A 25,429-nucleotide genomic window follows, 5' to 3' on the forward strand; every position below is an offset into this window, starting at 1 on the left:
AACTCGAGGTTCTAGCGTCGCGGGCATGGACACACTCGGTCTCGGCAGACTCGGCATTTCCATCGACGTATCGCCGTCGTATCTCGACGACGTACGCACGTTGGAGTCGTATGGCTTCACAGCGCTGTGGCCTCCGGGCGGGCAGATCGATCGGCTCGGCAGGCTGGCCGATCTGGTTCGCGCGACCGAGACAGCGACCATCGTTCCGGGGATCGTGCCGGTCGATGTGTTCTCCCCTGCGCAGACCGGGGAACTGTTCGACGAGCTCTCGCCCAGCGGTCGATTCGTCCTCGGCCTCGGTGGGCCGCAAACCGCGCGGCCGTTGGCGGGGCTGCATCGCTACCTCGACGAGCTGGCTGTGCCGTCGGATCGGATTCTGCTCGCGGCGCTCGGGCCGAAGAAGCTGGAGATGGCGAGAGACCGCGCTGCCGGCGCGATCGGGCTGCTTGTCACGCCCGAGTGGACGGCGCAGGCGCGGCACTCTCTGGGGACGGCCGAGCTGGTGGTCGATCAGTTCGTCGTCGTGGAGTCCGATCCGGATCGTGCCCGTGCGGCGGCCCGTGAGCCGCTGAGCTTTCTCGCCGCAGTCCCTGGTTATCGGCAGAACTTCTTGCATATGGGATTCACGGAGGCTGACGTCGACCAGCTCAGCGACCGATTGGTCGACGGCCTGGTGGTGTGGGGGAGTGTCGGCGACATCGCCGATCGGGTGGCGGAGCACCACGAGGCGGGGGCGGATCACGTCGTTCTTGCGCCGCTCGGCGCGTCGAGCATCGCTGCTGGCCGGGCACTGTCCGAGCTGGTGGTGTCGTCAAAGTAGACTCCATAGACCGTGAGCCTCACCCTCGGAATCGTCGGACTGCCCAACGTCGGCAAGTCCACCCTCTTCAATGCACTGACCAACAACGATGTGCTGGCCGCGAACTATCCGTTCGCCACCATCGAGCCCAACGTCGGTGTGGTCGCGCTGCCGGATCCCCGGCTCGGGAAGCTGGCCGAGGTGTTCGGTTCGGAGAAGCTCGTGCCTGCGCTGGTGTCGTTCGTCGACATCGCCGGCATCGTCAAGGGTGCGTCCGAGGGCGCAGGTCTGGGCAACAAGTTCCTCGCCAACATTCGTGAAGCCGACGCCATCTGCCAGGTCGTTCGTGTCTTCGCCGACGACGATGTGGTGCACGTCGACGGTCGCGTCGACCCGACCGCCGATATCGAGGTCATCGAAACCGAACTCGCGATCGCCGATCTGCAGACCCTCGAGAAGGCCATCCCGCGCCTCGAGAAAGAGGTGCGGATCAAGAAGGATCGCAAGCCTGCACTCGACGCGGCGCTGGCAGCGCAGGCTGTGCTGAACGACGGCAAGACGCTGTTCTCGGCCAAGGCGAAGCTGGACTTCGAGCTGCTCGGTGAATTCCAGCTGCTCACCACCAAGCCGTTCCTCTACGTCTTCAACGCCGACGAGTCGGTGCTCACCGACGATGCGAAGATCGGCGAACTCGCGCGCCTCGTCGCTCCCGCCGACGCGGTGTTCCTCGACGCGAAGATCGAGTCCGAGCTGCTCGAACTCGACAAGGAATCGGCAGCGGAACTGCTCGAATCCGTCGGACAGACCGAGCCCGGTCTCGACGCGTTGGCTCGCGCCGGCTTCCACACTCTGGGCCTGCAGACCTACCTCACCGCAGGCCCGAAAGAGGCTCGCGCGTGGACCATTCATCGGGGTGACACCGCGCCCCAGGCAGCGGGCGTCATTCACACCGACTTCGAGCGCGGCTTCATCAAGGCCGAAATCGTTTCCTTCGACGACCTCGTCGCCGCAGGTTCCATGGCCTCGGCCAAGGCTGCAGGCAAGGTGCGCATCGAGGGCAAGGACTACGTCATGTCCGACGGCGATGTGGTGGAGTTCCGCTTCAACGTGTAGCTCGAACAGCCGTTCTGGCTGTCACTCGCAACGCAAATCGGGTGTCGTCCACCAAATCTACGACGCCCGAGTTGTGGTGCGAGTGATCGCAATTGCTCATCGGCGGGACGTCTGTCGGTGATCATCGCGGCATGTTCTGCGAGTGGGCGTCGTCGTCTGCGCCGCCCAACGATGTTGACTACGCTCCGAATCAGAGGATGGGAGAACGTAGATGGGTCTGCAGGAACTCGAGGCGTTGGTGCATCGAACGGCCACTGCTGGCGAACCTTTCGAGCGTGGAGCCGATGAGGCGGAGCAGGCATACTTGTCTTCGCTTGCGGCCCGGCCGAGTACCAAGCTGATCTGTGAGGTCGGGTTCAATGCCGGCTTCTCGAGTTGGGCGTTCCTCGACGCATCGCCTGATACGACCGTCGTGTCCTTCGACCTGGCCGCCTATGCCTACAGTGACGCCGCGAAAGCCCATATCGACGAACACTTTCCGGGCCGACACACCCTGATTCAGGGTGACTCGCACGCCACCATCGCGGCCTATGCGCAGGAACACCCGGACATGCGGTTCGACGTCATCTTCATCGACGGAGACCACTCGGTGGAGGGTGCTCGCGCAGACCTCGACGATCTACGTGCGCTCGCTACCGCAGAATCGGTCGTGATCATGGACGACATCACCCCGTGGCTCTGGTTCGGCGAAGGCCCCACCCAGGCGTGGCAGGAAGCGATCGACACTGGTCGGATTCTGCACACGCAGTACTTCCGCGACGGAGAACCTGTCGACGCGGTGACACCTCCGGCCGCTCGCGCCTGGGCCGAGGGCCGCTACCCCTTCTGAAGCTCCGTGCGGTTCCAACCAGCGTTCATCTACGACTGTCGGACACGGCCTGCCGAACCAACTCGGCGGCCTCGTCGGTGGTCGATGCGAAGCGGACGTTGTCGAAGCGGTGCAGGTAGGCGTCGTAGATACCGGATACCTTCTTGTTCGCGTTGTCCATCGCCACGACCCGCTTGCCCATCATTGCGGCCAGCACGGCAGCGTGCAGTCGATCGGTGAGCACAACGGGCGCAAGGTTCAGGATACGTTGGGCCACACGAAGGTTGAGCTTCGCTGTCTGCTCGTACGAGCGAAGAAGAGCGGGGTAGAGCAGCCGATTCGCCCTGGGGAAATGTTGCGCGATCAGAGTCGGCAGCATCACCGCCGTCGAGATCGCCAGATCTGTTCCGCGCAGGCCCCAATCGTATTGCACGGACGAAGCGTCGATCTTCACCGATTCGTGGCCGAGGCTTTCCGAATCGGCGCGCAGGAGCTTCACGACGTCCACTGCAGAGCCTTCGGCGCTTCGAGCGACGTCGGCACCGAACGCCATGTCCGGACAGTATTCGACGCGGTTGCTCGGGAAATGTGCGAGCGCCATTTTGTACGAACGCCTTTCACGCAGCATGAGGGTCAGATCCGGGTGCTCCGCGTACAGCGCCGCGGTCCTCATAAGGGCGTCGGTGTCGGCAAAGTCGATGCTCTGGGGAAGGCAGACGATCTTGTTCCGAGGAAACCGCGCAACGATCGACTCACGAAATTTCTGGTCGATCGGCCAGCGGTCACCGAAATTCCCCCCGCCTTGCAGAAACAGGGTCCCGTCACCGATTCGTTCTTCGAGAAGAGCATCGTTGTGGGTGAACGGATCCGACACGTAGTCGACGTGTACGTTCAACCGCTTCAAGTACTCGACTTCACCGGCGTAGATGAGGGAGTCACCGGCATTGTAATGATTCGGAAAGTCCAAGTGAGCCACACGATCTCCCGGTGACGCGTGAGTCCGCAGGACGGCGAGAGTCTCCTCGCGGATCGCATCGATGGTCTCGCGTGTCATCGGAGGCTCGGTCGTTGTCGTCGGCCGAGCGTCGTCACTCGAATCCGCAGTGCGCCGTAGTGGATCCCGATGTAGTGAGCCCACAAACCGACGGGCATCGGTCTCAGTATCTTCGGTAACCACGGATTACGAACTGTCGCAAGATAAAGGATCGACACCGCATGTACGGGGATCCTGACGAACGACGACGGATGCGGGCAGCCCGATGCACGGTGCTTCGTCGACAGTAGGTACGACGTGTGTCCGTAGGCGCGGCCTTGCACGAACGATCGGCGGACAGTGGTTCTGATGCGGTAAGCGACCAACGCATCGGCGGCATGTCCGAGCGTCAATCCCGCTTGCTGAATCCTCCACGAATAGTCGACGTCCTCGGCCCCGCCGACGAGGTCTTCGTCGAAGTCTCCGACCTTCTCGAAAACCTCCCGCCACATCGCGAAGTTGCTGCCCGGTGCGTACGGCAGGTAGGCAGTGGGGAACAGAGCGCCGGGCGGCGGGACATTTCGCCATGCCGCCACGTCCCCCGAATTGAGGGATTCGATCTCGAGCGCGCCGCCCACCGCGTCGACACTGTCGAGTGCGCGCACCATTGCAGTCAGCCAGGTCGGATGAGCGACGTCGTCGTGGTCGACGACGGCAACGATGTCACCGCGTGAGGCTTTCACTCCGACGTTTCTGGCGTACGAGACTCCACGCTTGGCGGAGGCGTCGACCCTACGAATCGACAGAGGCAGAGAGAGTTCTTCGAGGTGTGCGCGCAGGCCGTCGGTCGAGCCGTTGTCGCTGACAATGAGCTCGACATCGCCCGTGTAGTCCTGTCCGGCGATGGCTTCGAGCTGCTCATCCAGATCGGGCAAACCGTTGTACACGGGGAGGACGATGGAAACCAGACTGATCGGCACGGTCTGACCCTACCGCGAATTCGGGCGCCGTTCGGTCACGTGCCCCGCTGCCCAGGCAGATATCGGCTACGTCTTCCCACGCAGTTCTTTCTCGAGCGGTGTCGGGAAGGATGGGACCACCGGGGTGCCTTCGAGCAGAACAGTGAGTCGTTCTGCCTCGGCTGCAACGGCTTTCGACACCGTCGATCCGACGCCCTCCAGGAACTCGGTCACCACCTCTCCGGAACCGGTCACCGCCCAACCGCCGACGATGCGACCCCCGGACCAGATGGTCGGGCCGATGTTGCCGAAGGTGTCGAACAGCGGTGCCTTGTGTTCGCCGAGATACCAGGCGCGGTGCTTCCATCCCATCGGCGTGGGATCGAGCGCAGGTAGCAGCATGACGCTCGTGCCGGAAGGCTTCCCGAAAACAGTGCTGGACAACATGATTCCATCGCCCTCGGTCAGTTCGACGGCCACGGTGTCCAGGCCCGAGACCGCCCCACGAGTCTGCGTCTTGTTCCAGCCCGTCCACCACTGCAGATCGTCGAGGGTCGCAGGTCCGAATACCTCGAGCCACCGTCGAGCAAGGTCCGTTCTGGCCTCGGTCTCGTCGAGTTCGGGAATCCCGTCCGGCCACCAGTGATCGATCGGTGCCCACGCGTGCCGTCGGGATGTCCACGCGCCCCGCGGTTCCACGCGCACCAATTTTCCCTCGGCGGCCATCATCACCAGCACCTCGGAGGTGACGTACCGCTTGACGTCGTACACCTTGTCGGTGGTCGGTAGCAGCGCTGTCTTGAGGCCTGCAACTGCAGAGGACAGTTCTGCACCGGTGGCAGTTCCCATCGATCGCAACGCCGAGTCGGTCTCGGCTTCGGTTGCGGAGAGCCAAGATTCGACGTCATCGATCACCGGCTCGGTGGGCAAAGTGGAGACCTGTTTGATCAGGCGCGCCCGCATGGTGCGCGCAACCCCGAGGCTCGCCGCAGCGTGAATCATCGGAACGTCGTCGTGAGCGACGACGAACATCGTGCGCCGCATCGCCATCAACCGCACCAGGCTTCGGCGCTCGTACATCGCATCACGAACATCCGAGAGTCCCAGTGTTCGAGCGCGGGCGAGCACCGACAGATACACCGTCGCCGGATCGGTGGCATGCAACGCGAGGAGTGACGACACCACCGCTTCGGTGGTCGATGCACGGGCGAAGTGCTGCGCGACGAGCCGGTGTCGGCGCTGAGCGTCGGTGATCTTCACGCGATCAGTGTGACGGCATTTGTGGCGCAGGGCCGACAAATCCGGTGAGAAGTGCGTCGGCGATGTCGCTCATCCCGTGCGCGCGGGCATCGGCGGCTGCACCGACGTGGTCGTACTCGACCAGCTCGAACGAGACTGTCCAGCTGCCACGGCCGTGATCGTCGAGTACCGCGTAGCGCGCATGCGGAGAGCCGGATTCCATGACGTGCGGGTGGGGCTGATCGTCGTCGTACGCGGGCGCGCCGACGCTCCCCGGATTGACCACGAGTGTGCCGCTGGGGAGAGTCCATCGTCGCTGCAGGTGGGTATGGCCGCAGGCTATGACAGCTCTGTCGGTGAAACCTGCTGCTCTGTCGAGAATTTCGGCTTCGGTTGCCTCGCGAGAGCCGTCGAGGTCCACCGAGTGCAGAAAATACTGCTGATCATCGGTGGGCGTTCCGTGCACTGCGAGGATTCCGCAATCCAGCTCGAGTGAGAACGGCAGCGAGGCCAGCCACTGTCGATGCTCGTCGTCGAGTCGATCATGGGCGTGCCGATCCCAACTGCCCATGGAATCGGGAGCCTGCTCGAGCAGATAGCGGTCGTGGTTGCCTGCGATCGTTGGCATGTCCAAGGCCATGAGTCGATCCGCAGTTCGACGCGGATGCAGGCCGCCGGAGAGCAGATCGCCGAGATTGATCACCGAGTCGACGTGATGGCGTTCGATGTCCTCGAGCACGGCGTCGAGCGCCGCGATGTTGCCGTGAATGTCGGCTATGAGAGCTACTCGCACGACCACAGAATCGCAGCGCGGGCAGTCGACTGCAACACGGCGGCCCATGGCAAGTGCTGGAGACTTCACCCTCAGGCTTCCGTCTTCGGTGGGTGGTTTCTCCATAGACCTTCGCTCGGGTCGTCCATAACGTGGTGGCTGACCGAGCCGTGGCTGGCCATAGGCGTCGTGGTTGCGGTTCTTGTGCTGGTCAACGGACTGCCTAGCCTGCTGGTGACCGTGCTGCACAACGGCAATCTGCGCACTCGAACATAGGGTCTTAGCGCTGTCAGGCTGTGAATACCTTGCCCGGGTTGAGGATTCCGTGCGGGTCGAGCGCCTTCTTCACCGCGCGGTGCATGTCCAACACCACCGGATCGAGTTCTTGCTCTAGGCCGTCCATCTTGAGCAGCCCGACTCCGTGTTCGCCGGTGACGGTGCCACCGAGTTCCAGTGCAGCGTCGATGATCTCGGCGAAGGCGGCCTGGGCCCGCTCGCGAGCGGGAAGGTCGTCGTGTGGAGTGATGAGCAACGGATGCAGGTTTCCGTCGCCTGCGTGGGCGATGTTGGCGATCGTCGTCTCGTAACGCAGGCCGATCTGCTCGATGCGCGAGAGCATTTCGGGCACATGCTTCTTCGGCACGCAGACGTCCTCGGTCAACACCGGCCCTAGCCGCTCCATCGCCGGGTACGCCAACCGCCGGGCTGCGAACAGCGCGTCGGCCTCCTCCTGATCGGTCGAGACCGCAGACCACGTGGCCCCGGCCTCGTCGAAGCACGAGAGCATCTTCTCGGCTTCCTGGTCTCCGATGAGTCCGGGGTCGTCGATCCGCCCGAGCAGCACCACATTCGCCTCGACCGACAGTCCCATGTTCTTCCAGGCGTCGACGGCGATGAGGCACTGCTTGTCGATCAGCTCCAACGCGGAGGGCGTCAATCCTGCGGCGGCCACCGCGGCGACGGCACGCCCGGCGTCGACGATCGAATCGAAGTAGCCGGCAACGGTCCGCTGCGGATCCTGGAGCGGGCGCAGCTTGAGTGTCACCTCGGTGATGATGCCCAGAGTGCCCTCCGATCCGACCATCAGACCTGCAAGATCGTATCCGGCAACGCCTTTGGCGGTCTTACGTCCGAGCCTCACCAGCTCTCCGGTTCCGGTGACCACCTGCATGCCCATGACGTAATCGCGGGTGACGCCGTACTTCACGCAGCACAGTCCACCGGCGTTGGTGGCGACGTTGCCACCGATGGTCGACCACGGTGCGCTGGCCGGATCCGGTGGGTACCAGAGACCCTGTTCGGCGACCGCTGCCCGCAAGTGGTCGTTGACCACCCCTGGTTCTACGACGGCGTAGCGCTCGAGCGGGTCGATCTCCTTGATCGCGTCCATGCCGTCGAGAGCGAGGACGACGCATCCCTCGGTGGCGTTCGCGCCGCCGGACAGTCCGGTGCCCGCCCCGCGAGTGACGACGGGTGCGCCGTGAGCGAGGCATGCACGGACGACACTCTGCACTTCCTCGGCGGTGCGGGGGCGCACGACGGCAACAGGCATCGCAAACGGTGCCCATTCCGCCTCGTCGTGCTGGTACGACGTGATGACGTCGGGATCGGCAACGACGCGGTCCGCGGGGAGAGAGTCCGACAACTGTTCGACGAGCGACATGACTCGACTCTAGCTGTGACCTGCATCTCGGCCAATGTAGGTTTTCTCTATGTCGCCTGCGAAGTCATGGATGGAACTGCTGCTCGACGACGCGTCCGTCGACGAGTTGGAAGCCCATCGCCGGGACCTTCCCGGTGCCGAGGCGCATGCGGCTCTACGGCTGCGCACCCTGCTCGATCAACGCAAACAGCGCAGCACCGAGCTGTCGGCGCTCAACGACATCGCGGTGCGTCTGACGACGGTGCGAGACAACCGGATTCTGTTGCAGGAAGTGGTGGACCAGGCGCGCAGACTGCTCGGCGTGGATCTGGCCTACATGGGTTCGGTCTATGGGGACGAGTTCGTCATCGAGGTGACCAGTGGTGCACTGACACCGAAGCTCGTGGGCATCAGGCTCGCGCAGGACGAGGGTCTCGTCGGCCTCATCGTGCGCGGAGCCTCGCCGTCGTGGACCCCCGACTACCAGAGCGAACCGGCGTTTCGGCATATCACCGGGGCAGACAGCGCGGCGCGGTCGGAGAACATGCGCGGCTTGCTGGGCGTACCGCTGCGGGTGGGCGACCGGGTGATCGGCGCATTGTTCGCGTGCAAGCGGCAGGAGCGCGACTTTGCAGACAGCGAGATCGCTCTGCTGTCGGCACTGGCCGCACACGCGGCCATCGCCATCGAGAACGTGCGGGCGATCGACAAGCTCGAAAAACTCAACGCCGAATTATCCCTTCGCACTGCTGAATTGGAGCAGACCCTGCAGTGGGACCGCACGTTGACTCAGGTCGTCCTCCGCGGAGGCGGCGTGCGGAGTCTGGTTCGGGAGGTGGCGACGGCCACCGGACGCCCCGCGCACTTCCTGGCCGACGGCGCGTCGGTACCGGCTGCGTTGGAAGGCCGGTCCGCCCAGGTCGAAGCCATGGTCGAACGGTGCAGAGCAGGCGCGGACACTGCCGTCGACGGCGACATGACAGCTCGTCGGGTGGTGGCAGCCGGCAACTTTCTGGGGGTGTTGATCTCCGTCGGACGCGACGATAGTCAGACCCACCTACTTCTCGATCGAGCTGTACCGGCCATCGCACTGTCGCTCGCAGAGGAGCGTGCGGCAGCGGAATCCGCACGCCGGGCACAGGACGCATTCTTGCTCGACCTACTCCTCCATCCAACCTCGTCACCGGATGACGAACGCAGGCAGTTCCACCGTGCCGGACTGGCGCCGGACGTGACGTACTGCGTCGCGGTTGCGCAGGGAGACGCGTCGAGACCTGAGTTGGAGTCCATCGCACTGCCGCCGGGTTCTGTTGTGGCAGAGCAAGGATCGAGGGTTCTGCTGGTGGTTCCTGCTCGAGAGTCGGCTGCTGTACGCCGTATGCTCGTCACCCGTGCGACCGTGGGAATCTCCGAGCCCGCACGAGGTGCCGACGCTCTGGCGACGGCGTTCCGAGAAGCGCAACAGACAGTGGACGTGCTGACGACTCTCGGCAGGGATGGCGACGTGTCCTCGGCGCGCGGCCTGGGGATCTATCGAATCCTGCTGAGCCACATGGCCCGTGAGCACTTGGACGAACTCACCGAGGACAAGCTCGGGCCGCTGCTCGCCGAGCAGAACAAGCGCGGGGTGCCGCTGATGGAGACGTTGTCGACGTATCTGGCTCACGGCCGCCATCATTCGGCTACCGCGTCGAGCTTGGGGGTGCACGTCAACACGCTCTACCAACGGCTCGAAGCCATCGACCGGCTTATCGGTACGCAGTGGCGTGACCCGGACGATGCTCTCGATCTCCAGGTGCTCATGCGCCTGCGACGATCGGCCGACCTGCTGGGTCTGTGATCCGAGCGAATCGGTGCTCGTCGGATAGCGTCGGGGGATGGCAGTCGACTTCTCGTGGTCTCGATTTCTGTGGATAGTCTTCGTTTTCGTCGGTGTGCCGTCGACACTCTGGGCTCTCTTGCTGTGGGCCCGGTTCAGGAAGCGCAGGGAGAGAGCGGGGACCGGCCCGCTGGGCTTGTGGGCCACCGGATCGATAGCTGTCGCATCGGGTTTCGCCGCGTGTGCAGGCTGGTTGAGCTGGTCTGCCGATCAACGGGGCGAGTTCCGTGGGCCTGGGCTCCCTGCCCCGAACGCGTTCCCGTCATGGCAGGTGGCCGCGTGCGGTGCGACGGTGGTGTTGTTGTTCCTGCTGGCCGCGCATCTGTCACGTTGGCCGAAGACCGGCGGGCACGTCGCTGCGTTGGGCACGACGGCGGGGTTCTCGACGGCGTTCTGCATCGAAGCGAGCACCGATGCCACCGGGCAGTCGGGTGTGGGTGTCATTCTGTGCATGATCGGCTGGGGAACCAGCTTGTTCCTGCTGGTGCTCGTTCGGAACGCGGTCGGTGGGCTGAAGCGGCCGACAGCCGAGCGGTGAATCGAGTCAGAGCTCGACGCCTGTTGCTTCGACCACGCTCGCCCACAGTGCATCTCGCACGCGAGGTGAATCTCCACGCCACGACGGGTAGTGCGTCGGACGCGGGGCCCGGTCGTGCCAGAACGTACCGGTACTGGTCAATGCCTGGTCGGATGCGACGAGCCAGACGATGGTGTCGGCCCCGTCGTGCGCGCTACGCAGAATGGGCTTCATCACCGAACCGAACAGTGGCATCGACCCGGTGACGCCAGGAGTGGCCGCCCAGCCGGGGTGCATGCTGTGCACCACCGGATCGTCTTCGAGCGAAAAGCGTTCGGCCAGTTGCTCGGTCACGACCACCTGCATACGTTTGGTCCTGGCGTATGCCGTCATACCGGAGTATCTGCCGTTCTCGAACTCGAAGTCGGCCGACTGCAACGGCACCGGGTACATGCCGCCGCTCGAGACGAACACGACCCGCGATCCGGCGTCGAACAATTCTCTCAGCCCCACCGTCAGCGCGACCGGTCCGAGAACATGGGTGGCGAAAGCGGATTCGTGCCCCTGCGCCGACAGCTGCCGCTCGTCCGGCATCACCCCGGCGCAATGCACGAGCGCGTGCACCGACGCGAGTTCGGACGCCAGCGCCGCGGCCAAGGCGGCCACCGAGTCGAGGTTGCTGATATCGCACTCACGCACCACCAGGGAGGCGTCGGGAACCTCGGCTCGGATGGCGGCGGCCGCGGACTCCAGCCGATCGGCAGACCTGCCGACCAGGTGCACCCGTGCCCCGAGCCGCGCAAGTTCCTTCGCAGTGGCAGCTCCCAGACCGGACGACGCACCGGTCACCACCATGTCGATGGGGGAGGGGAACGGCGTCGGATCCGCGGCCCAGAATCGTCGCCGCACTGTGGCGCCGATGCGGGAGTATCCGGGAACGACTGCTCGGTCGAGGATCGTGTCCAGCGTGCGGGTCAGCAATGACATGCCGCTCTGATACCCCGCGGTAACCGGATGTATGCGCGTCCGCACGCCGGGGTCGATGCCAGAATGAGTGCATGGTTCACCCCGCCGTCTCCGACGTCACCCGCGAGATCCTCGCCGAACTTCCCGCACACCGACGCGAGACGTTCGAGTTGCGTCTCGAGCAGTGGTTTCCCGATCTGCACGACGCGGTCACGGCCGTCTACCCCGATCCCGACGCCGTGGCGGCGACCCTGGTGGAGATCGCTGCGCGCGCCTACGCCGCCCGCCCGGAGGATCTGCACCGGCTCGATCAGCGCCGTTTGCTCGAACCGGACTGGTTTCAGCAGCCGGACATGTTCGGCTACGCCTGTTACGTCGACCGGTACGGACAGACGCTGCGCGGGGTGGGCGAACGGCTCGACCATCTGACCGATCTGGGTGTCACCTACCTGCACCTGATGCCGCTGCTGCAACCGCGGCCCGGCGACAACGACGGCGGATACGCGGTGATGGACTACCGAGCGGTGCGCGACGATCTCGGTACCAACGAGGACCTGCGGGCGCTCGCGGAGACACTACGTGGACGCGGCATCAGTCTTGTGGTCGACCTGGTACTCAATCACGTTGCTCGCGAACACGAATGGGCCGAGAAGGCGCGCTCGGGTGATCCGAAGTACCGAGACTACTTCCTGATCTATCCCGATCGCACCACCCCGGACTCGTACGAGCGCACTCTCCCCGAGGTGTTTCCCGACTTCGCGCCCGGCAGCTTCACGTTCGACGACACACTCGGCGAGTGGGTGTGGACGACGTTCAACGAATGGCAGTGGGATCTGAACTGGGCCAATCCCGCTGTGCTGCAGGAGTTCGCGAGCATCGTGCTGCACCTGGCCAATCTCGGGGTCGAAGTGCTTCGCCTCGATGCGATCGCATTTCTGTGGAAACGGCTCGGTACCAACTGCCAGAACCAACCCGAGGTGCATGCGGTCACCCAGGCCCTGCGCGCCACCGCTCGACTCGCTGCTCCGGCCACGTTGTTCAAGGCCGAGGCGATCGTCGGACCCCGCGATCTGCTGCCGTACCTGGGTCAGGGGCGGCATACCGGACGGGTCTCGGACATCGCGTACCACAACTCGCTGATGGTGCAGGTGTGGTCGATGTTGGCAACGGGCAGTACAGCTTTGGCGCGTCACGCGTTGGCATCGTTGCCCCCGACACCGCCGAGCGGCACCTGGGTGACATACGTTCGCTGCCACGACGACATCGGCTGGGCCATCGACGACGGCGACGCGGCGTCTCTCGGACTCTCGGGCGCAGGGCATCGCCACTTCTTGGCCGACTGGTATTCCGGGGAATTCGACGGCTCGTGGGCCGAAGGCCTGGTGTTCCAGTACAACCCGGACACCGGCGACCGCCGGATCAGCGGAACCGCGGCAGCACTGACCGGTCTCGGCCCGTCCCGCTTGGATCCCGACGGCGGATTCGGGCGAATCTTCCTGGCGCACGCCATCATTGCCGGATGGGGCGGAATTCCGGTGGTGTGGAGCGGCGACGAGCTCGGCTCCCCGGGAGATCCGAACTGGGCCCAGGAACCAGCTCATGCCGAGGACAACCGGTGGGTGCACCGGCCGCGGGTGACCGACGCCGATCGCGCCGGCCGATTCCAGCAGGGGAGCGACGCGCAACGAGTGTTCGACGGTATCGCGCGGATTGCGAAGGTACGCGCCGGACTGCCGATGTTGCACGCCGAGGCGCCGGTGGACGTGCAGAGCGAGTCGGACGACGGTCTGCTCGTGGTGCGCAGGCGGCATCCCAGCGGCACTCTCGTCGCGCTCTACAACGTCACGGCCGAACACCGGTCGTTCCCGCACGCGCAGCTGATCGAACTCGGAATTCCGGCCCCGGTCGAGGTTCTCTCGCAGCACGATCTGCAGGTCGACGACACCGGCTCGGTGTGGTTGCCGCCGTACGCGGCGTGGTGGATCGTCGACAACCCGCTGCGCTAGAAGAGGCGATGCCGTGACCGGGCTGTTACCCTCCCCGAGACGGTCGGCCGGATACGAACAAGGGGACAATCTCGATGCTGCATGCTCGGATACGAAGTCTGGTGCTCGCTGTGGTGGCGGTGTTGGTCGCCACGATGGCAACGGTGCTGATGGGGACCGGTGTGGCGAAGGCCGACTCCGAGCTCGTCTACGTCTACTCGCCGTCGATGGACAAGAACATCCCGGTCAAGGTGCTCAAAGCTGCAGGCGGCGGCCCCGCACCCACTTTGTACCTGCTCGACGGCCTGCGTGCGCCCGAGAACGACAACGGCTGGCTCATCGAGACCGACGTCGAGAGCTTCTTCGCCGACAAGCACGTCAACGTGGCCATCCCGTTCGGCGGCGGCGGCACGTTCTACTCCGACTGGCAGCGCGACGACCCCAAGCTCGGACGGGTGAAGTGGGAAACGTTCCTCACTCAGGAGCTGCCGCCGTTCATGGCCGATCGGTTCGGCAGCGACAACGTCAACAACGCGGTGGCCGGACTGTCGATGAGCGGAACCTCGGCTCTGAACCTGGCCGCCCACCACCCCGACTTCTACAAGGCCGTCGCATCGTTCAGCGGTTACCCGACGGCCAGTAGCCCCGGGTTCGCGCAGGGCATCGCGGTCGCCGTCGGCGAGATGGGCGGCAACGCTCGCAACATGTGGGGTACCTGGCCGTCCGCGGACTGGATCCGCAACGATCCGTCCCTCAACGTCGGTGCGTTGCGCAACACGGCAGTCTTCGTCTCCTCGGGGAGCGGCTCACCGGCCACGGACCCTGTGTTCAATCCGGCCAGCAGCAGCTTCGACCCCGTCAAGTTCGCACAGATGGTGCCGCTCGAGACTGCAGCGGGAATGAGCAGTCGGGCATTCGTCCCCCTCCTCCAGGCGGTGGGCGGGCGTCCCAACGTCAAGATCACCGGCACCGGTGTGCACTGGTGGAACCACTGGGAGCAGCACCTGCACGAGGCGTGGTTCGAGACAATCGCTCCTGCTGTCGGCGGCTGACAGCTACTCTGTCCGCCATGACGCCACCGCGGATCACCGTCGACTACACGGTGCTCGACTGCCCGGATCCCGCCGCACTCGGCCGGTTCTACAGCACCATCCTCGGATGGGAGCCCGTCCGCGACGACGGGGACTGGGTGGTGGTGCACGGCCCGGGCGAACTGCGGCTCGCCTTTCAGAAGGCGCCGGACTTCACCCCCATCGACTGGCCGAGCGAGGGCATCAAGATCCACCTCGACCTGGTGGTGGACGACATGGAACAGGCCAGGGACTTCGTCGTCGACGCCGGGGCCGAACTCATCGACCACGCGCAGCCCTCGTTCTGGGTGTATCGCGATCCCGCGGGGCACATCTTCTGCCTGTGCAAAAGAGAATGAAGGAACCGTCATGGTCAGCGAAGCCCACCCGGTACTCGTCGAGCGATCGGCCCTCGTCCGGGCGGACGCCGCTACCGTGCACGCGCTGATCGACAACTTTCACCATTGGCAGCAGTGGTCGCCCTACGAGGGACTCGACCCTGGTTTGCAGCGCACCTACACCGGTCCCGACGCCGGAGTGGGTGCGTCGTACACGTGGTCGGGTAACCGCAAGGCCGGCGCGGGGACGATGACCATCACCGAATCGATTCCCGAACGAATCGTGCTCGACCTCGCGTTCACCAAGCCGCTGAAGAACCGGAACGTCACGGCGTTCCTGCTCGAGCCCGTCGCCGACGGAACCCGGGTGACCTGGCGCATGTCGGGAAAGCAGAACAAGCTGTTCGCTCTGATCGGAAAAGTGTTCTCGATGGACAAGCTCGTCGGGCCGGATTTCGAGAAGGGGCTCAGGCAGCTCGCGGCTGTGGCCGAGAAGGTCTGAGCATCTCCTCGCGTCGATCCGCTTGCTCGCCCAACCACCGGGCGAGAACCTGACATCCGGTCGAGTCGTCCTCGTACGGTTCGCGCGCGTATGCGATGTGCCTGCCGCCGCCGGGATTGGCCCATTCGAATCGGTGCCAGCGCAACGACTGCGGTAGATACCCGGCCACTTCGGCGGCCGCGGTGCGAAGGCGTCGAACATCCTTCGCCCACTGCGAGGGCCGAAGGCGGGTTCGGGTCGCGTTCTGAAAGCTATTGCTTCGCAGTAAATTCCACAGTTCACGCAACCAGATCTTCGGGGTCCGAAACGACATCCATCGGGTGAGGTCCGCGATGTCACGGATCAGGCTGTCGTCGCTGGCGTTGCAGATCATGTCGGACTTCAGACCGATCCACTCGACCGGAATCGACTCGGGCAGAGCCGGACCCGCACCGGCGACGCCACGTCCGGTGCATCCGTCGACGGCACCGACCGGCTGCTGAGGATCCGATACCAGACCAGCGGCAACGATGCGGCTGCCGTCGATCGTTCCGTCGTGCACCAGACCGAGCACCTCGCGGACGACGGTCGCACCCTGGGAGTACCCGATCAGGGCGATCGGTCCGCTGGTGCCCTCGACGGCGCGGCGCAGGCGTCTGACGCCGATGTCTGCGCTGTGTCGAAAGCACAGCCCGCCGAATGCGACCGGACCGTACGACGCCGGATAGCCGACCCACCGGCCGACGAAGCGGTCGTCGAGCTCGCCCACGACGCAGGCCAGCAGGCCGGTCACCCGCGTCCGGTGGTCGGACGGATGTGATTCTCCGGTACCTCCGACGGCGAGTACGGTGACCTTCTCCTGGCTCATGGCTGTCAGTCTGGTGGGCGAACCTGAGCCGGACGCCCGACAAATACTGAGAACTGTCTGGCAGTTCGGTCCGGGTCAGGCCAGAGCAGTGCGTACGTCGTCGAGGGCGTCGCGGAGGAGTGCCTCGTACAGATCCGGGTCGGGTACGGCCGCGCTGTTGGACGTGATGCCGACGGTGACGGTATCGCCGATGCCGTGAACTCCGTGGGTCAGGCTCATGGCAGGGGACAAAGCCGGGAAACCTGCGGTGAATCGGACGGAGCCGCCGCCGAACGTGAGGTCTGCGGCACCGCGCGAGACGCTGGACACGACGGTGTTCCCGGTGACCGCCGGAGGGGCAGCGGTCGGATCGAACTGCGCGACGCCCCATTCGGCGAGAAAAGCCGGCACGTGGGCTTCGACGTCGTCCTGTGATGCGCGGGCTGCCTGCGACAGCGGATGATCCGCGCGAGCTCGGCGCGCGGCCAGATCGGCGGCGACGAGTCGGCTGCGAGTACGGATGTCCGGTTCGGCGGGAAACAGTCCGACGCCGACGTTTCCGAAATTGTTTCGCGCGTCGGCTCGTGCATCCCTGGCGACGGTGACCTCGGCGGCCAGATCCGCCGGATCTTCGAGAAGGCGTTGGAGCGCAACAGACAGTGCGGTCAGCACGAACGTGGTGACGGTGGTACCGCCGGACTGCAGGTCGGCCTTGCGGAGCACGATGGTCCGCACGGACGTCCGTCCGGTGGGGGCGACGTCGAGCGCGGTCAGAGGGCGCGAATGTGTGGGCGGGGGAATATCACCCGAGTCGGTGCCTCGTTCGAGGCTCAGCGCGTCGCGTCGGGCACGGACGCCGCCGCGAACCATCTGTGCCAGTTGCAGCGGAAGAGCCGCAGCGGCAACCATCGAGGAAGCCAGCTCTGATACCGGAGGGAGTTGTTCCGGGGCCGAAGCCGGTGGGAGTGGATGCGTGCCGAACAGGTCACGGGCAGTGCGAGCGGCCAATGTCCCGTCGGCCGCCGCGTGCGAAAGCTGTAGCACGGCAACGAGGGCCGTGCCACCGGGAGCGTCGGCGATGTTCGGATACAGGTGTAGGTGCCACACCGAAACTCGGGGGTCGACCTGACGCTCGAACGAGGCTGCGATCGCATCGAGGCACTCCGACCAGGTGATCGTCGTCCGGTGGACGGAGATCGTGTCGGACTGCGGACCCGCCTCGGTCCAGCGCGGGTAGTCGAGGCCGCATGCCACGTCCATGATGCGTCGACGCAGGACCTCCACGCGGCTGCTGCGCTCGTACAGTCGTGCCACCTCGGCGTCGACGTCCGTGGATCCGCTGTCGAAGCAGTACAGCAGAAACTGGTCGCTCGGAATCTTCGACGCCATCCAGTACGCGCGAGCATCGGCCGGATGCAGGCGCGTCGATCCGGGGCGTCGGTGGTCGGCTCGAGCGCGGGGCACGCGTCGAGCCTATGCGTCGCACTACGAATCGAGATTTTCCATACTGACCGGTCCTGTTCTGTGAAGTGTCACCAGGACGGGCCGAGGACTTCTTCGATTGCCTGGAGGTCTACCGGCGGCATCGGCGCTAGCCTGATCCAATGCATCGACCAGCACTGTGGCCGCAACGCTGCGGCACCTCATGGCGGGTGTCGTGACGCCCAGAGTTGCGTCGGGCTATCGGGCGGGATTGCGTTCCTCGACCAACGCCGCTGCATCGGCCGACTTCGTCACCGACATCTCCTACACCGAGTACGGCTCCGCGGCCTGCACCCTCGGGGTCGCCGCGGACAACACCGTCTTCGTCGCGCCCGCGTACACCGTCGACGGTGTCGGTGTACTGCGCTCCTCGGACTTCGGAAAGTCATGGCGTGCATCGGTTCCCGAGGGTGTGCAACAGAGTCGCAATCGTCCGTATCTGTACTTCGACGACGTCGACGAGCGGCTGTTCCTGCACGCCGGCCGTTTCGACGCGGTGCCGCCCCATCCGCTGAGAACGGGCTTCACCCTCGGAGTCAGTGACGATCGGGGCGAAACCTGGCGCACGCGAAAAGTGGCATCGAAAGCCAGGGCGGACGCCAAAGTATTTGCTGGACCGAGTATTTCACGGGAGGGAAGGGTTACGTACCTCTCTGCGCCGACGCCGTTCGCAGTGCGGGTGCGGCCACTGATCAACGTCACCCGTCAGGTCATCTGGCGGTCCTTCGACGGCGGTGTGAAGTGGGAGGTGGCCGGTGGTTTCGACATCGACTCGAAGAACATCCCCGGGTTACCGAGCCGGGAGTACGTTGCCTTCGGTAAGGGCGTCGTCGGTCCGGACGGCACGGTCTACATCGGTGGCCGCTACGGTCGACGGTTCGCGGTGGCGGTCAGTCGCGACGAGGGCCTGACGTGGGACGTTCGGATGGTTCCGGGGTCGGCGTTGGCGAAGTACCACAACGCCTTGCATTTTCTGCTGCTCGGTTCGCGTTACCTGCTGCCGGAGTCGATGGCCGTCGACGACGACGGAAACGTGTACGCGGTGTGGCCGGACCGCGACGGATTGCTGCATGCCGCCTGGTCCTCGGACGGTGCGGTCAGCTGGTCGAGGCCGGTGGTGGTATCGGCACCAGGAGTGCGCGACGCTCGCTTCGGTGCGATCACCGCCACCGGGTCCGGGCGGGTGGGTATCGCGTACTACGGACGTGAGAAGGGTCGTGCGTTCCACGGCTTCATCGCGCAGTGCCGCGACTTCCGTACCGGCGGCCCGGTGTTCGTCGGTGGAAAGTACAACGAACCCGATGCGCCGTTGTTTCCGTACGGGTTCTGCAGTGTCGTACCGGGTTTCGGGTTGGGGCGCTCGCTCAACGAGATCGTTCGCGTGCATTTCGCCCCCAACGGTGACCTCGTGACCGGTGCCGCGATGCAGATGCGGGGAAGAAACAGGCAACGCCCCTGGGCGGCGCGATCGGAACACACCGAGATGCAGGCGGTCCTGGGACGGCTGGGCCGAGTCGTCAGAGCGTAAAGGCCGAAAGGCCCTGCAGCAGTGCGCTGCAGGGCCTTTCGTGGTCTTGCGTAACCCCTAGGCGACGTTGATCATGCCGACGGTGGGGAAGAAGAAGCAGCTCTTGTCCGAACCGTCGAGGGCCTTGTGGTTCACGGTGCCGAACACCGCGGCGAGAACGGTTCCCGATCCGGTTTCGACGGGTACCGCGCGGGCACCGGCGGCAGGCAGCGAGTCGATCGCGCCGATGACGAACGGCCGAACGATGTCCTTCGCGGCGTCGGGCACGCCGGAATTGGTGAGGATCGAATCGGCGAGAGTGGTTGCCAAGCCGCCGAAGTCGGCGAATCCGCCCTGCAGGGTGTTGACGTTGAACCAGGCGACCTGCATCCCGGTCTTGTTCTCGGAATCGTTCACGATTCCGGCCGGGACGAATGCGAACATCGTTTCGCCCTTGTCGACTGCATTGAGCTCGGGAATCTGGATGGACGGCAGGAACGGCAACGTGGGGATGGCCGGCGCGGTCAGCTGCGGCCAGGGTCCTGCCGCTCCGCCCGCGACACCGGGAACGATGCCGAGGGGCGAGCTCGCCGTTGCAGAGCAGTTGATCGCTGCGGTGGGGTAGAAGAACGGCGTGATGCCGAAGTCGGTGAGGGCTTTGTTGGCTGCGTTCAGTGCGGCGAACGGATCGACGTTCGCATCCTCGGCGACCGGGGTGCGTGAGTCGGCGATCGCGGTCGCGGCGTCGAGCGAGGCACCGCCCTGTCCCTGCAGTGCGGCGATCGCCTGCGCCAGCGGATCGGCCGGTGCCGGATCCGCTGCCGCGGTGGCAGGAACAGCGAGCAATGCCGCGCAGGAGAGCGCGAGCGCGCCCGCCAAGCGGCCGAGGCGACGAGACATGTGTGACTCCTGTGACTGATGTGGCTTATGTTGCGGTTGCGCTGATACCACCACACATCATCTCGACGTCACAAGCTCAGCCGGAATCCGTTGTTCAATCGAGACGGTGCCTTCGAGCCAGTTCGCGGAGAACTCAGCCCACGTCGATCCCGAAGTCGCGCACGATTCCCTCCAGGCCCGATGCATAGCCCTGGCCGATGGCGCGGAATTTCCATTCGGCCCCGCGCCGGTACAGCTCGCCGAACACCATGGCCGTTTCGGTGGAGGCGTCTTCACTGAGGTCGAAGCGGGCGAGTTCGCGCCCGTCGGACTTGTCCACCACGCGGATGAAGGCGTTGACGACCTGACCGAAGTTCTGGCCCAGGGCGTCGGCGTTGTGAATGGACACCGGGAAGACGATGGAGTCGACGTCCGGGGTCAGGGCCACCAGGTCGACATCGATGCTCTCGTCGTCGCCCTCGCCCTCGCCGGTCCGGTTGTCGCCGGTGTGCTCGATGGCACCGTCGGGGGAGCGCAGGTTGTTGTAGAAGACGAAATAGCTGTCGCTCAGTGCCTTCTTCGTGGTGCGAAGTCCGATGGCGCTGGCGTCGAGATCGAAGTCACCGCCGGTGGTGGCGCGGACATCCCAGCCCAGTCCCACGCTGACGGCGGTCAGATTCGGTGCTTCTTTGGTCAGCGAGACATTTCCACCCTTGGCAAGCGTTACGCCCATGTCCATCCACTCCTCAGCGCGTTCGTCCGTGCATCGTCCTCTCCACCATATTCATGTTCGTGATGTCGATGCTCGAGGTGCTCGTGTGAAGCCGGAGGAAAACGTGATGGGTGTGAGCAGTGTGGCTGGCGGTACCGATGGGATTGTGGTGGGATACGACAAACGATGAAAGCTAGCAGTGGTTGTGCGATTTCTCGGGTAGGCGCGCCGCGGCGATCGAACGACAATGGAGATTTCTGTGCAGGTTTCGCGACGTGAACTGTTCAAGTACGCCGCCGCGGGGTCCGCGGCTGCCGTCGGATTGGTTGCGCTGGGCACGGCGACCGCGCACGCCGACGCCGGACTCGGCACACTCGTCGACTATTCGGGTGGGGTGCCGTCTGCCTCGGCGATCAAGCAGGCCGGTCACCTCGGGGCTGTCCGATACGTCTCCGATCGGCGGCCGGACGCGAACTGGATGATCGGCAAGCCGATGCGTAAGTCCGAGGCGGACTCGCTGACCTCCGCCGGGCTGGAGGTGGTCTCGAACTACCAGTTCGGCAAGGGCGCGACGTCGGATTGGCGTGGTGGGTACGCAGCGGGCGTGAAGCATGCCACGCGTGGCCTCGAACTCCACACGGCTGCAGGCGGTCCGGCTGACCGTCCGATCTACGCGTCCATCGACGACAACCCCACCGCAGTGGAGTTCGCAACCTTGATCGCGCCGTACATCCTGGGCTGGCAGTCGGTGATCGGAGCCGAGAACACGGGGATCTACGCCAATTCACCGACCATCGAATTGGCCTCGGTCGCCGGACTCGGCCAGTGGTATTGGCAGCACAATTGGGGAACACCCAAGGGTTTCGTTCATCCCGACGCGCACATTCATCAGATCCGAATCGACAAGGATTTCGTGGGCGGAGTCAAAGTCGACATCAACAACATTCTCAAAGCCGATTACGGGCAGTGGTCGAAATCTGCCACCAACATTCTCTGAAATACCATCGATGTAATTCATTCGGACAATCTCTGAATGCAGTGCGACATTCGGTGTCCGCCGCTCGCGCACATTCTTTCCGAATTGCCCTGTACCAACAGTTCGCCCCCGGCTTCTCATGGAAGCCGGGGGCGAACTGCGTCGGTGGTGCAGCTACGAGCTACGGAACGTAGACCGTACCGATGGTGGGCAGGAAGGTGCAGCTGCGCGGCGCTGCCGCCGGGTCTTCCTTCGACTGCGTGGTGATCGAACCGGAGACGACCGACAGGACGCGTCCGGGGCCGGTGTCGGCGATCGCGGACAGCGTCGCCGGACCGTCGGCGTTGATCATGGCCGCGCCGGTCAGATCCTGGGTACCCGAGCGACGGTTGTCGATGTTGAGCCAGGTCACCGTCAGAGGGGCTGCCTGCTCTGCGGCGATCGGTGCGGTGCCGAGGGCGGTGAAGACGAAGCCGGCCTGGCCTGCACCCGGTCCGGGAGGCGGCAGAGTGGCGGGGCCGGGTACGGCCAGAGCGGTTCCGACGGAATCTGCGGTGTCGGAGATGCACCCCATGCCGAGCGTCGGGTACAGGAACTGGGCGATGACGGGTCCGTCGGCCGGCAGGTCCGGTCCGCCGCCGCCGGAGCCGTCCAGGAACGTGATGACGCGCTCGAGCAGGGCCTTGACCTGGTCCGGCAGCTGCGCCGTCTCGAGCAGTGCGCGGGCCTGACCCAGCAGGTCGGCGGCCGGAGCGGCTCCCACATCGGCGGGTCCGGCTGCGGCACCGAGAATGGCCGGTGCGAACGAGGCGAGTGCTTCCACCTCGGCAAGGTTGGGCATGGGCTCACCGGGAGCGGGAAGGAACTGAGCGATCAGAGCAGCGGGATCGGCCGGTGCTGCGGGCAGATCTGCCGGTGCCATCGGCACCAATGGCTGTGCGGATGCGCTGGTCGGCACGACTAGTGCGGCGGCTGCGGTTACGGCCAAGGCTGTAACTACGCGACGCGTTCCGCGGGTACGAAGCACGGTGATATTCCCCATTCTGATCATGACGCGGGCCCACGGCGACAGCCGGTGCTCGAGGGGTCACTCTATGTAGCGCAATCCCCGATGTACAGCTGTTGTCGATCGAGCCCTCCCCCGTCGCATCTATGCCAGGGCAGTCTATTGGTCACACGCTGCGAATTCTCCGCAGACGCACACGATAACCTGTTACTGAAGTTATCAGTGTGAAAGGTGATGCAAATGTTACTCGGCTGCATCCGTGATTGGGGTGCGTGAGCGGAGCCCTATAAGCTCGACGATCGATACACGGCATCGATACCGAACGGAACCGCACGCACAGTGAACCGACTTGTTCGGCTGGCCCCCGTTCTGCTCGCGGTCTCGGTGATCAGCCGATTCGTCTGGGCCTTCGCGACGCCCAACGGAATGAACCTCGTGGACCTCCACGTCTACGTCGACGGCTCCGCGGCACTGCTCGGCGGCAATCTGTACGACTACACGTATTCGGTACAGACCCCGGACTTCCCGCTCCCGTTCACGTACCCGCCGTTCGCCGCGCTCGTGTTCTTCCCGCTGCACTACCTGCCGTTCACCCTCGTCGGCGTCCTGTGGCAGGCCGCGACCATGATCGCGCTGTTCGCCGTGGTGAGGCTGACGCTGTCGATGGTTCTCGGCGGCGAGCGCGCCGCCGAACCGCGCTGGGTGCGCATCGCACTGTTGTGGACCGCGCTGGGGTTGTGGTCCGAACCCGTGCGCACGACGCTGGACTACGGCCAGGTCAACGTGTTCCTGGTGCTGCTGGCGATTCTCGCGGTACGCATCAGCAGGTGGTGGGTGGCAGGTGGATTGGTCGGCTTCGCTGCCGGAATCAAGCTGACCCCGGCCATCACCGGTCTGTACTTCCTGGCCACGCGCAGATGGAAGGCCGCGGCGTTCTCGGCAGTGGCCTTCGCGCTCACCGTTGCGGTCAGCTACGCGGCGCTCGGACACCAGGCGGCCACCTACTTCACCACGCTGCTCGGCGATGCCGACCGTATCGGCCCCGTCGGCTCGGTCTGGAATCAGTCCCTGCGCGGAGCGCTCAGCCGAATCGCGGGGGAGGACGTCGGGCAGGGCCCGCTGTGGATCGTCGCCGCCGTCGTCGCGACCGGACTCACGATCGCGGCTTGGCGTGCGATCGGACGCGAAGACCACCTGGGCACGCTGGTGATCGTGCAACTCTTCGGCCTGCTGATCTCGCCGATCTCCTGGTCGCATCACTGGATCTGGGTGATTCCGATGGTGATCTGGCTCGTGCACGGGCCGCTGCGCGATGTCGCCGGGGCGAAGATCGTCGCGGGCTACTGGTTGGTGACGGTGACCGTGGGGGTGCCGTGGCTGCTCAGCTTCTTCCAGGAATCGATCTGGACCATCCCCCGGCCCGCACTCGAGGCGTGGGCCGGTGCTGTCGACGTCGTCGGAGCGGCTCTGTTCCTGGGCTGGGTCGTCTACGCCGGACGCGTCACGAAGGCCCGACCAGTGAGTCGATCCGACGTGCCAGATCCACATCCTTCTGCGTGAGACCGCCGGCAGAGTGCGTGGACAGCGTGAACGTCAGCGTCCGCCACCTGATATCGATGTCGGGGTGATGGTCCGCCTCCTCCGCGGCGTCGGCCACGCGGTTCACCACCTCGATCGCGGCGGGAAACGATGCGAGCTCGACGGTGCGAGTCAGCGATTTTCCGAACACGGTCCATTCGGCGAGCCGGGCGTCCTCGATGTCACGGTCGGTCAGCAGTTCGGTCATAGAAAGATGGTGGCATGTCCGGTACACCCACCGCTGTGGTTGTCGCAGCCGCGTTGACGCACGACGGCAGGCTGCTGCTCGCGCAACGAACCCGTCCGCCCGAGTTGGCGGGCCTCTGGGAACTGCCCGGCGGCAAGGTCGAGCCGGGGGAGTCGGAGGACGCGGCTCTGGTGCGCGAGCTGCGTGAGGAACTGGGCGTCGAGTGCTCGATCGGAGCGGCGCTCACCGGCGACGTCGACCTGCACGGCGGGCTGGTGCTGCGCGCCTACCGCGCTTCACTCATCTCGGGAATGCCTGCAGCGCTGGAACATTCGGCCCTGCGGTGGGTGGATGCGGCGACGCTGCCGACGATGGATCTGGTCGACGCGGATCGGCTCTGGCTACCCGAACTTCAGCAGATTCTGCTCACTTCGCCCGGGCGGTCTTGAGGCCCTTCTTCAGGTCCTTCTTGGTTGCGCCTGCCGATTCGAGCTTCTTCATTCGCATGATGACCACGGGGCATGTGATGCACCGAACCTTCTTGCGACAGCATTTTTTCTTGGGCTTCATCCCCGAGACATCTACTGCCTTTATCTTGCCCATGAGCACCAAGACTAATGGGTGGCGCAGGTCACAAGCCTGAGGGTGGCGCGGGGTACCGTCGGACTACGGGTAAACTCGATCAGTCGCGAGAACCTCGCGGTGCAGCGCGCT

Annotated in this window: 26 protein-coding genes; 13 read left to right on the forward strand and 13 right to left on the reverse strand. The window is 65.0% G+C overall.

Features of this window, described 5'->3' with window-relative positions; all coding sequences use genetic code 11:
* The first annotated feature begins 25 nt into the window (after positions 1-25).
* The 3 genes from ABZ677_RS22715 (at position 26) to ABZ677_RS22725 (ending at position 2,741) form a co-directional block, all read left to right on the forward strand.
* The gene (locus ABZ677_RS22715) at positions 26-820 is read left to right on the forward strand and encodes a TIGR03620 family F420-dependent LLM class oxidoreductase (RefSeq protein WP_358373467.1); all 795 of its coding nucleotides are present in this window, start codon (positions 26-28) and stop codon (positions 818-820) included.
* A gap of 12 nt (positions 821-832) precedes the next feature.
* The gene (gene ychF / locus ABZ677_RS22720; protein ID WP_037191439.1) at positions 833-1,912 is read left to right on the forward strand and encodes a redox-regulated ATPase YchF; all 1,080 of its coding nucleotides are present in this window, start codon (positions 833-835) and stop codon (positions 1,910-1,912) included.
* A gap of 211 nt (positions 1,913-2,123) precedes the next feature.
* Entirely contained in the window at positions 2,124-2,741 is a 618-nt protein-coding gene (locus ABZ677_RS22725) for a class I SAM-dependent methyltransferase (protein ID WP_037191440.1), read from the forward strand.
* A 25-nt stretch (positions 2,742-2,766) separates the two neighbouring features.
* On the opposite strand, the gene ABZ677_RS22730 is transcribed toward ABZ677_RS22725, so the two are convergent.
* The 5 genes from ABZ677_RS22730 to ABZ677_RS22750 all read right to left on the reverse strand — a co-directional run bounded on the left by ABZ677_RS22730 (position 2,767) and on the right by ABZ677_RS22750 (position 8,326).
* Positions 2,767-3,774, reverse strand: a complete 1,008-nt coding sequence (locus tag ABZ677_RS22730) for a polysaccharide pyruvyl transferase family protein (protein WP_358373470.1) — start codon at positions 3,772-3,774, stop codon at positions 2,767-2,769.
* Entirely contained in the window at positions 3,771-4,673 is a 903-nt protein-coding gene (locus ABZ677_RS22735) for a glycosyltransferase (protein WP_358373472.1), read from the reverse strand. The genes ABZ677_RS22730 and ABZ677_RS22735 overlap by 4 nt, the downstream gene beginning before the upstream one ends.
* A 66-nt stretch (positions 4,674-4,739) precedes the next feature.
* Positions 4,740-5,912, reverse strand: coding sequence for a winged helix DNA-binding domain-containing protein (locus ABZ677_RS22740; protein WP_358373475.1), 1,173 nt, complete (start codon positions 5,910-5,912; stop codon positions 4,740-4,742).
* A 4-nt stretch (positions 5,913-5,916) separates the two neighbouring features.
* Positions 5,917-6,684, reverse strand: coding sequence for a metallophosphoesterase family protein (locus ABZ677_RS22745; protein ID WP_358373478.1), 768 nt, complete (start codon positions 6,682-6,684; stop codon positions 5,917-5,919).
* Between the two features lie 268 nt (positions 6,685-6,952).
* The gene (locus ABZ677_RS22750; RefSeq protein WP_358373481.1) at positions 6,953-8,326 is read right to left on the reverse strand and encodes an FAD-linked oxidase C-terminal domain-containing protein; all 1,374 of its coding nucleotides are present in this window, start codon (positions 8,324-8,326) and stop codon (positions 6,953-6,955) included.
* Between the two features lie 49 nt (positions 8,327-8,375).
* Here ABZ677_RS22750 and ABZ677_RS22755 point away from each other — a divergent pair, with 49 nt between their 5' ends.
* Together ABZ677_RS22755 and ABZ677_RS22760 are read left to right on the forward strand one after the other, a co-directional pair.
* On the forward strand, positions 8,376-10,145 hold the full coding sequence (locus tag ABZ677_RS22755; RefSeq protein WP_358373484.1) for a GAF domain-containing protein: 1,770 nt from the start codon (positions 8,376-8,378) through the stop codon (positions 10,143-10,145).
* Positions 10,146-10,182: 37 nt separating this feature from the next.
* Positions 10,183-10,722 (forward strand): hypothetical protein, encoded by a 540-nt coding sequence (locus ABZ677_RS22760; protein WP_358373487.1) that lies wholly within the window; start codon positions 10,183-10,185, stop codon positions 10,720-10,722.
* Between the two features lie 6 nt (positions 10,723-10,728).
* Here the strand turns inward: ABZ677_RS22760 and ABZ677_RS22765 are convergent, their stop codons facing one another.
* Positions 10,729-11,688 (reverse strand): SDR family NAD(P)-dependent oxidoreductase, encoded by a 960-nt coding sequence (locus ABZ677_RS22765; protein ID WP_358373489.1) that lies wholly within the window; start codon positions 11,686-11,688, stop codon positions 10,729-10,731.
* 71 nt (positions 11,689-11,759) lie between these two features.
* Between ABZ677_RS22765 and ABZ677_RS22770 the strand changes: the two genes are divergently transcribed.
* From ABZ677_RS22770 to ABZ677_RS22785, 4 genes are all read left to right on the forward strand, one after another.
* Complete coding sequence (locus tag ABZ677_RS22770; RefSeq protein ID WP_358373492.1) at positions 11,760-13,673, forward strand: alpha-amylase family protein; 1,914 nt, start codon at positions 11,760-11,762, stop codon at positions 13,671-13,673.
* A gap of 74 nt (positions 13,674-13,747) precedes the next feature.
* Positions 13,748-14,704 carry an alpha/beta hydrolase family protein gene (locus tag ABZ677_RS22775; protein ID WP_037191458.1) on the forward strand — a complete coding sequence of 319 codons (957 nt, stop codon included), beginning with the start codon at positions 13,748-13,750 and terminating at the stop codon, positions 14,702-14,704.
* Positions 14,705-14,721: 17 nt separating this feature from the next.
* Positions 14,722-15,081, forward strand: coding sequence for a VOC family protein (locus ABZ677_RS22780; RefSeq protein ID WP_037191459.1), 360 nt, complete (start codon positions 14,722-14,724; stop codon positions 15,079-15,081).
* 10 nt (positions 15,082-15,091) lie between these two features.
* Positions 15,092-15,562 carry an SRPBCC family protein gene (locus tag ABZ677_RS22785; RefSeq protein ID WP_358373496.1) on the forward strand — a complete coding sequence of 157 codons (471 nt, stop codon included), beginning with the start codon at positions 15,092-15,094 and terminating at the stop codon, positions 15,560-15,562.
* Here the strand turns inward: ABZ677_RS22785 and ABZ677_RS22790 are convergent.
* Together ABZ677_RS22790 and ABZ677_RS22795 are read right to left on the reverse strand one after the other, a co-directional pair.
* Positions 15,528-16,409, reverse strand: a complete 882-nt coding sequence (locus ABZ677_RS22790; protein WP_358373499.1) for a PE-PPE domain-containing protein — start codon at positions 16,407-16,409, stop codon at positions 15,528-15,530. The two genes, ABZ677_RS22785 and ABZ677_RS22790, sit on opposite strands and share 35 nt — an antisense overlap.
* Before the next feature lie 75 nt (positions 16,410-16,484).
* A complete protein-coding gene (locus ABZ677_RS22795; RefSeq protein WP_358373501.1) occupies positions 16,485-17,852 on the reverse strand; it encodes a WS/DGAT domain-containing protein in 1,368 nt (455 codons plus the stop codon).
* A 193-nt stretch (positions 17,853-18,045) separates the two neighbouring features.
* Here ABZ677_RS22795 and ABZ677_RS22800 point away from each other — a divergent pair, with 193 nt between their 5' ends.
* On the forward strand, positions 18,046-19,398 hold the full coding sequence (locus ABZ677_RS22800) for a sialidase family protein (RefSeq protein WP_358373504.1): 1,353 nt from the start codon (positions 18,046-18,048) through the stop codon (positions 19,396-19,398).
* A gap of 57 nt (positions 19,399-19,455) precedes the next feature.
* Here ABZ677_RS22800 and ABZ677_RS22805 read toward each other — a convergent pair whose 3' ends face one another.
* Both ABZ677_RS22805 and ABZ677_RS22810 read right to left on the reverse strand, forming a co-directional pair.
* The gene (locus ABZ677_RS22805) at positions 19,456-20,277 is read right to left on the reverse strand and encodes a hypothetical protein (RefSeq protein ID WP_358373506.1); all 822 of its coding nucleotides are present in this window, start codon (positions 20,275-20,277) and stop codon (positions 19,456-19,458) included.
* A 133-nt stretch (positions 20,278-20,410) separates the two neighbouring features.
* Positions 20,411-20,989 (reverse strand): TerD family protein, encoded by a 579-nt coding sequence (locus ABZ677_RS22810; RefSeq protein ID WP_037191665.1) that lies wholly within the window; start codon positions 20,987-20,989, stop codon positions 20,411-20,413.
* Positions 20,990-21,215: 226 nt separating this feature from the next.
* On the opposite strand from ABZ677_RS22810, the gene ABZ677_RS22815 reads away from it, so the two are divergent.
* Positions 21,216-21,965, forward strand: coding sequence for a DUF1906 domain-containing protein (locus ABZ677_RS22815; RefSeq protein WP_037191465.1), 750 nt, complete (start codon positions 21,216-21,218; stop codon positions 21,963-21,965).
* Between the two features lie 160 nt (positions 21,966-22,125).
* On the opposite strand, the gene ABZ677_RS22820 is transcribed toward ABZ677_RS22815, so the two are convergent.
* Positions 22,126-22,986 (reverse strand): hypothetical protein, encoded by an 861-nt coding sequence (locus ABZ677_RS22820; RefSeq protein WP_358373509.1) that lies wholly within the window; start codon positions 22,984-22,986, stop codon positions 22,126-22,128.
* 303 nt (positions 22,987-23,289) lie between these two features.
* On the opposite strand from ABZ677_RS22820, the gene ABZ677_RS22825 reads away from it, so the two are divergent.
* Positions 23,290-24,510 carry a mannosyltransferase gene (locus ABZ677_RS22825; protein WP_358373512.1) on the forward strand — a complete coding sequence of 407 codons (1,221 nt, stop codon included), beginning with the start codon at positions 23,290-23,292 and terminating at the stop codon, positions 24,508-24,510.
* Here ABZ677_RS22825 and ABZ677_RS22830 read toward each other — a convergent pair.
* Positions 24,452-24,736: a 4a-hydroxytetrahydrobiopterin dehydratase gene (locus ABZ677_RS22830; RefSeq protein ID WP_358373515.1), complete on the reverse strand. Its 285-nt coding sequence runs from the start codon at positions 24,734-24,736 to the stop codon at positions 24,452-24,454. The genes ABZ677_RS22825 and ABZ677_RS22830 overlap by 59 nt on opposite strands.
* A 14-nt stretch (positions 24,737-24,750) precedes the next feature.
* Here ABZ677_RS22830 and ABZ677_RS22835 point away from each other — a divergent pair, with 14 nt between their 5' ends.
* A complete protein-coding gene (locus ABZ677_RS22835; protein ID WP_358373518.1) occupies positions 24,751-25,164 on the forward strand; it encodes a (deoxy)nucleoside triphosphate pyrophosphohydrolase in 414 nt (137 codons plus the stop codon).
* Here ABZ677_RS22835 and ABZ677_RS22840 read toward each other — a convergent pair.
* A complete protein-coding gene (locus tag ABZ677_RS22840; protein WP_094633883.1) occupies positions 25,142-25,318 on the reverse strand; it encodes a hypothetical protein in 177 nt (58 codons plus the stop codon). The two genes, ABZ677_RS22835 and ABZ677_RS22840, sit on opposite strands and share 23 nt — an antisense overlap.
* Positions 25,319-25,429: the final 111 nt, after the last annotated feature.

The sequence above is a fragment of the Rhodococcus sp. NPDC006774 genome (assembly GCF_040636045.1).
Classification (GTDB): Bacteria; Actinomycetota; Actinomycetes; order Mycobacteriales; family Mycobacteriaceae; genus Rhodococcoides.

Bases quoted from the DNA above. Each gene is read 5' to 3' on its own strand.
- ABZ677_RS22785 (WP_358373496.1), top strand. From the start codon at position 15,092: ATGGTCAGCGAAGCCCACCCGGTACTCGTCGAGCGATCGGCCCTCGTC.
- ABZ677_RS22805 (WP_358373506.1), bottom strand. From the start codon at position 20,277: ATGTCTCGTCGCCTCGGCCGCTTGGCGGGCGCGCTCGCGCTCTCCTGC.
- ABZ677_RS22790 (WP_358373499.1), bottom strand. From the start codon at position 16,409: ATGAGCCAGGAGAAGGTCACCGTACTCGCCGTCGGAGGTACCGGAGAA.
- ABZ677_RS22810 (WP_037191665.1), bottom strand. From the start codon at position 20,989: ATGGGCGTAACGCTTGCCAAGGGTGGAAATGTCTCGCTGACCAAAGAA.
- ABZ677_RS22765 (WP_358373489.1), bottom strand. From the start codon at position 11,688: ATGTCATTGCTGACCCGCACGCTGGACACGATCCTCGACCGAGCAGTC.
- ABZ677_RS22770 (WP_358373492.1), top strand. From the start codon at position 11,760: ATGGTTCACCCCGCCGTCTCCGACGTCACCCGCGAGATCCTCGCCGAA.
- ABZ677_RS22830 (WP_358373515.1), bottom strand. From the start codon at position 24,736: ATGACCGAACTGCTGACCGACCGTGACATCGAGGACGCCCGGCTCGCC.
- ABZ677_RS22815 (WP_037191465.1), top strand. From the start codon at position 21,216: ATGGAGATTTCTGTGCAGGTTTCGCGACGTGAACTGTTCAAGTACGCC.
- ABZ677_RS22715 (WP_358373467.1), top strand. From the start codon at position 26: ATGGACACACTCGGTCTCGGCAGACTCGGCATTTCCATCGACGTATCG.
- ABZ677_RS22840 (WP_094633883.1), bottom strand. From the start codon at position 25,318: ATGGGCAAGATAAAGGCAGTAGATGTCTCGGGGATGAAGCCCAAGAAA.
- ABZ677_RS22780 (WP_037191459.1), top strand. From the start codon at position 14,722: ATGACGCCACCGCGGATCACCGTCGACTACACGGTGCTCGACTGCCCG.
- ABZ677_RS22775 (WP_037191458.1), top strand. From the start codon at position 13,748: ATGCTGCATGCTCGGATACGAAGTCTGGTGCTCGCTGTGGTGGCGGTG.
- ABZ677_RS22750 (WP_358373481.1), bottom strand. From the start codon at position 8,326: ATGTCGCTCGTCGAACAGTTGTCGGACTCTCTCCCCGCGGACCGCGTC.
- ABZ677_RS22760 (WP_358373487.1), top strand. From the start codon at position 10,183: ATGGCAGTCGACTTCTCGTGGTCTCGATTTCTGTGGATAGTCTTCGTT.
- ABZ677_RS22835 (WP_358373518.1), top strand. From the start codon at position 24,751: ATGTCCGGTACACCCACCGCTGTGGTTGTCGCAGCCGCGTTGACGCAC.
- ABZ677_RS22725 (WP_037191440.1), top strand. From the start codon at position 2,124: ATGGGTCTGCAGGAACTCGAGGCGTTGGTGCATCGAACGGCCACTGCT.
- ABZ677_RS22820 (WP_358373509.1), bottom strand. From the start codon at position 22,986: ATGGGGAATATCACCGTGCTTCGTACCCGCGGAACGCGTCGCGTAGTT.
- ABZ677_RS22730 (WP_358373470.1), bottom strand. From the start codon at position 3,774: ATGACACGCGAGACCATCGATGCGATCCGCGAGGAGACTCTCGCCGTC.
- ABZ677_RS22755 (WP_358373484.1), top strand. From the start codon at position 8,376: ATGTCGCCTGCGAAGTCATGGATGGAACTGCTGCTCGACGACGCGTCC.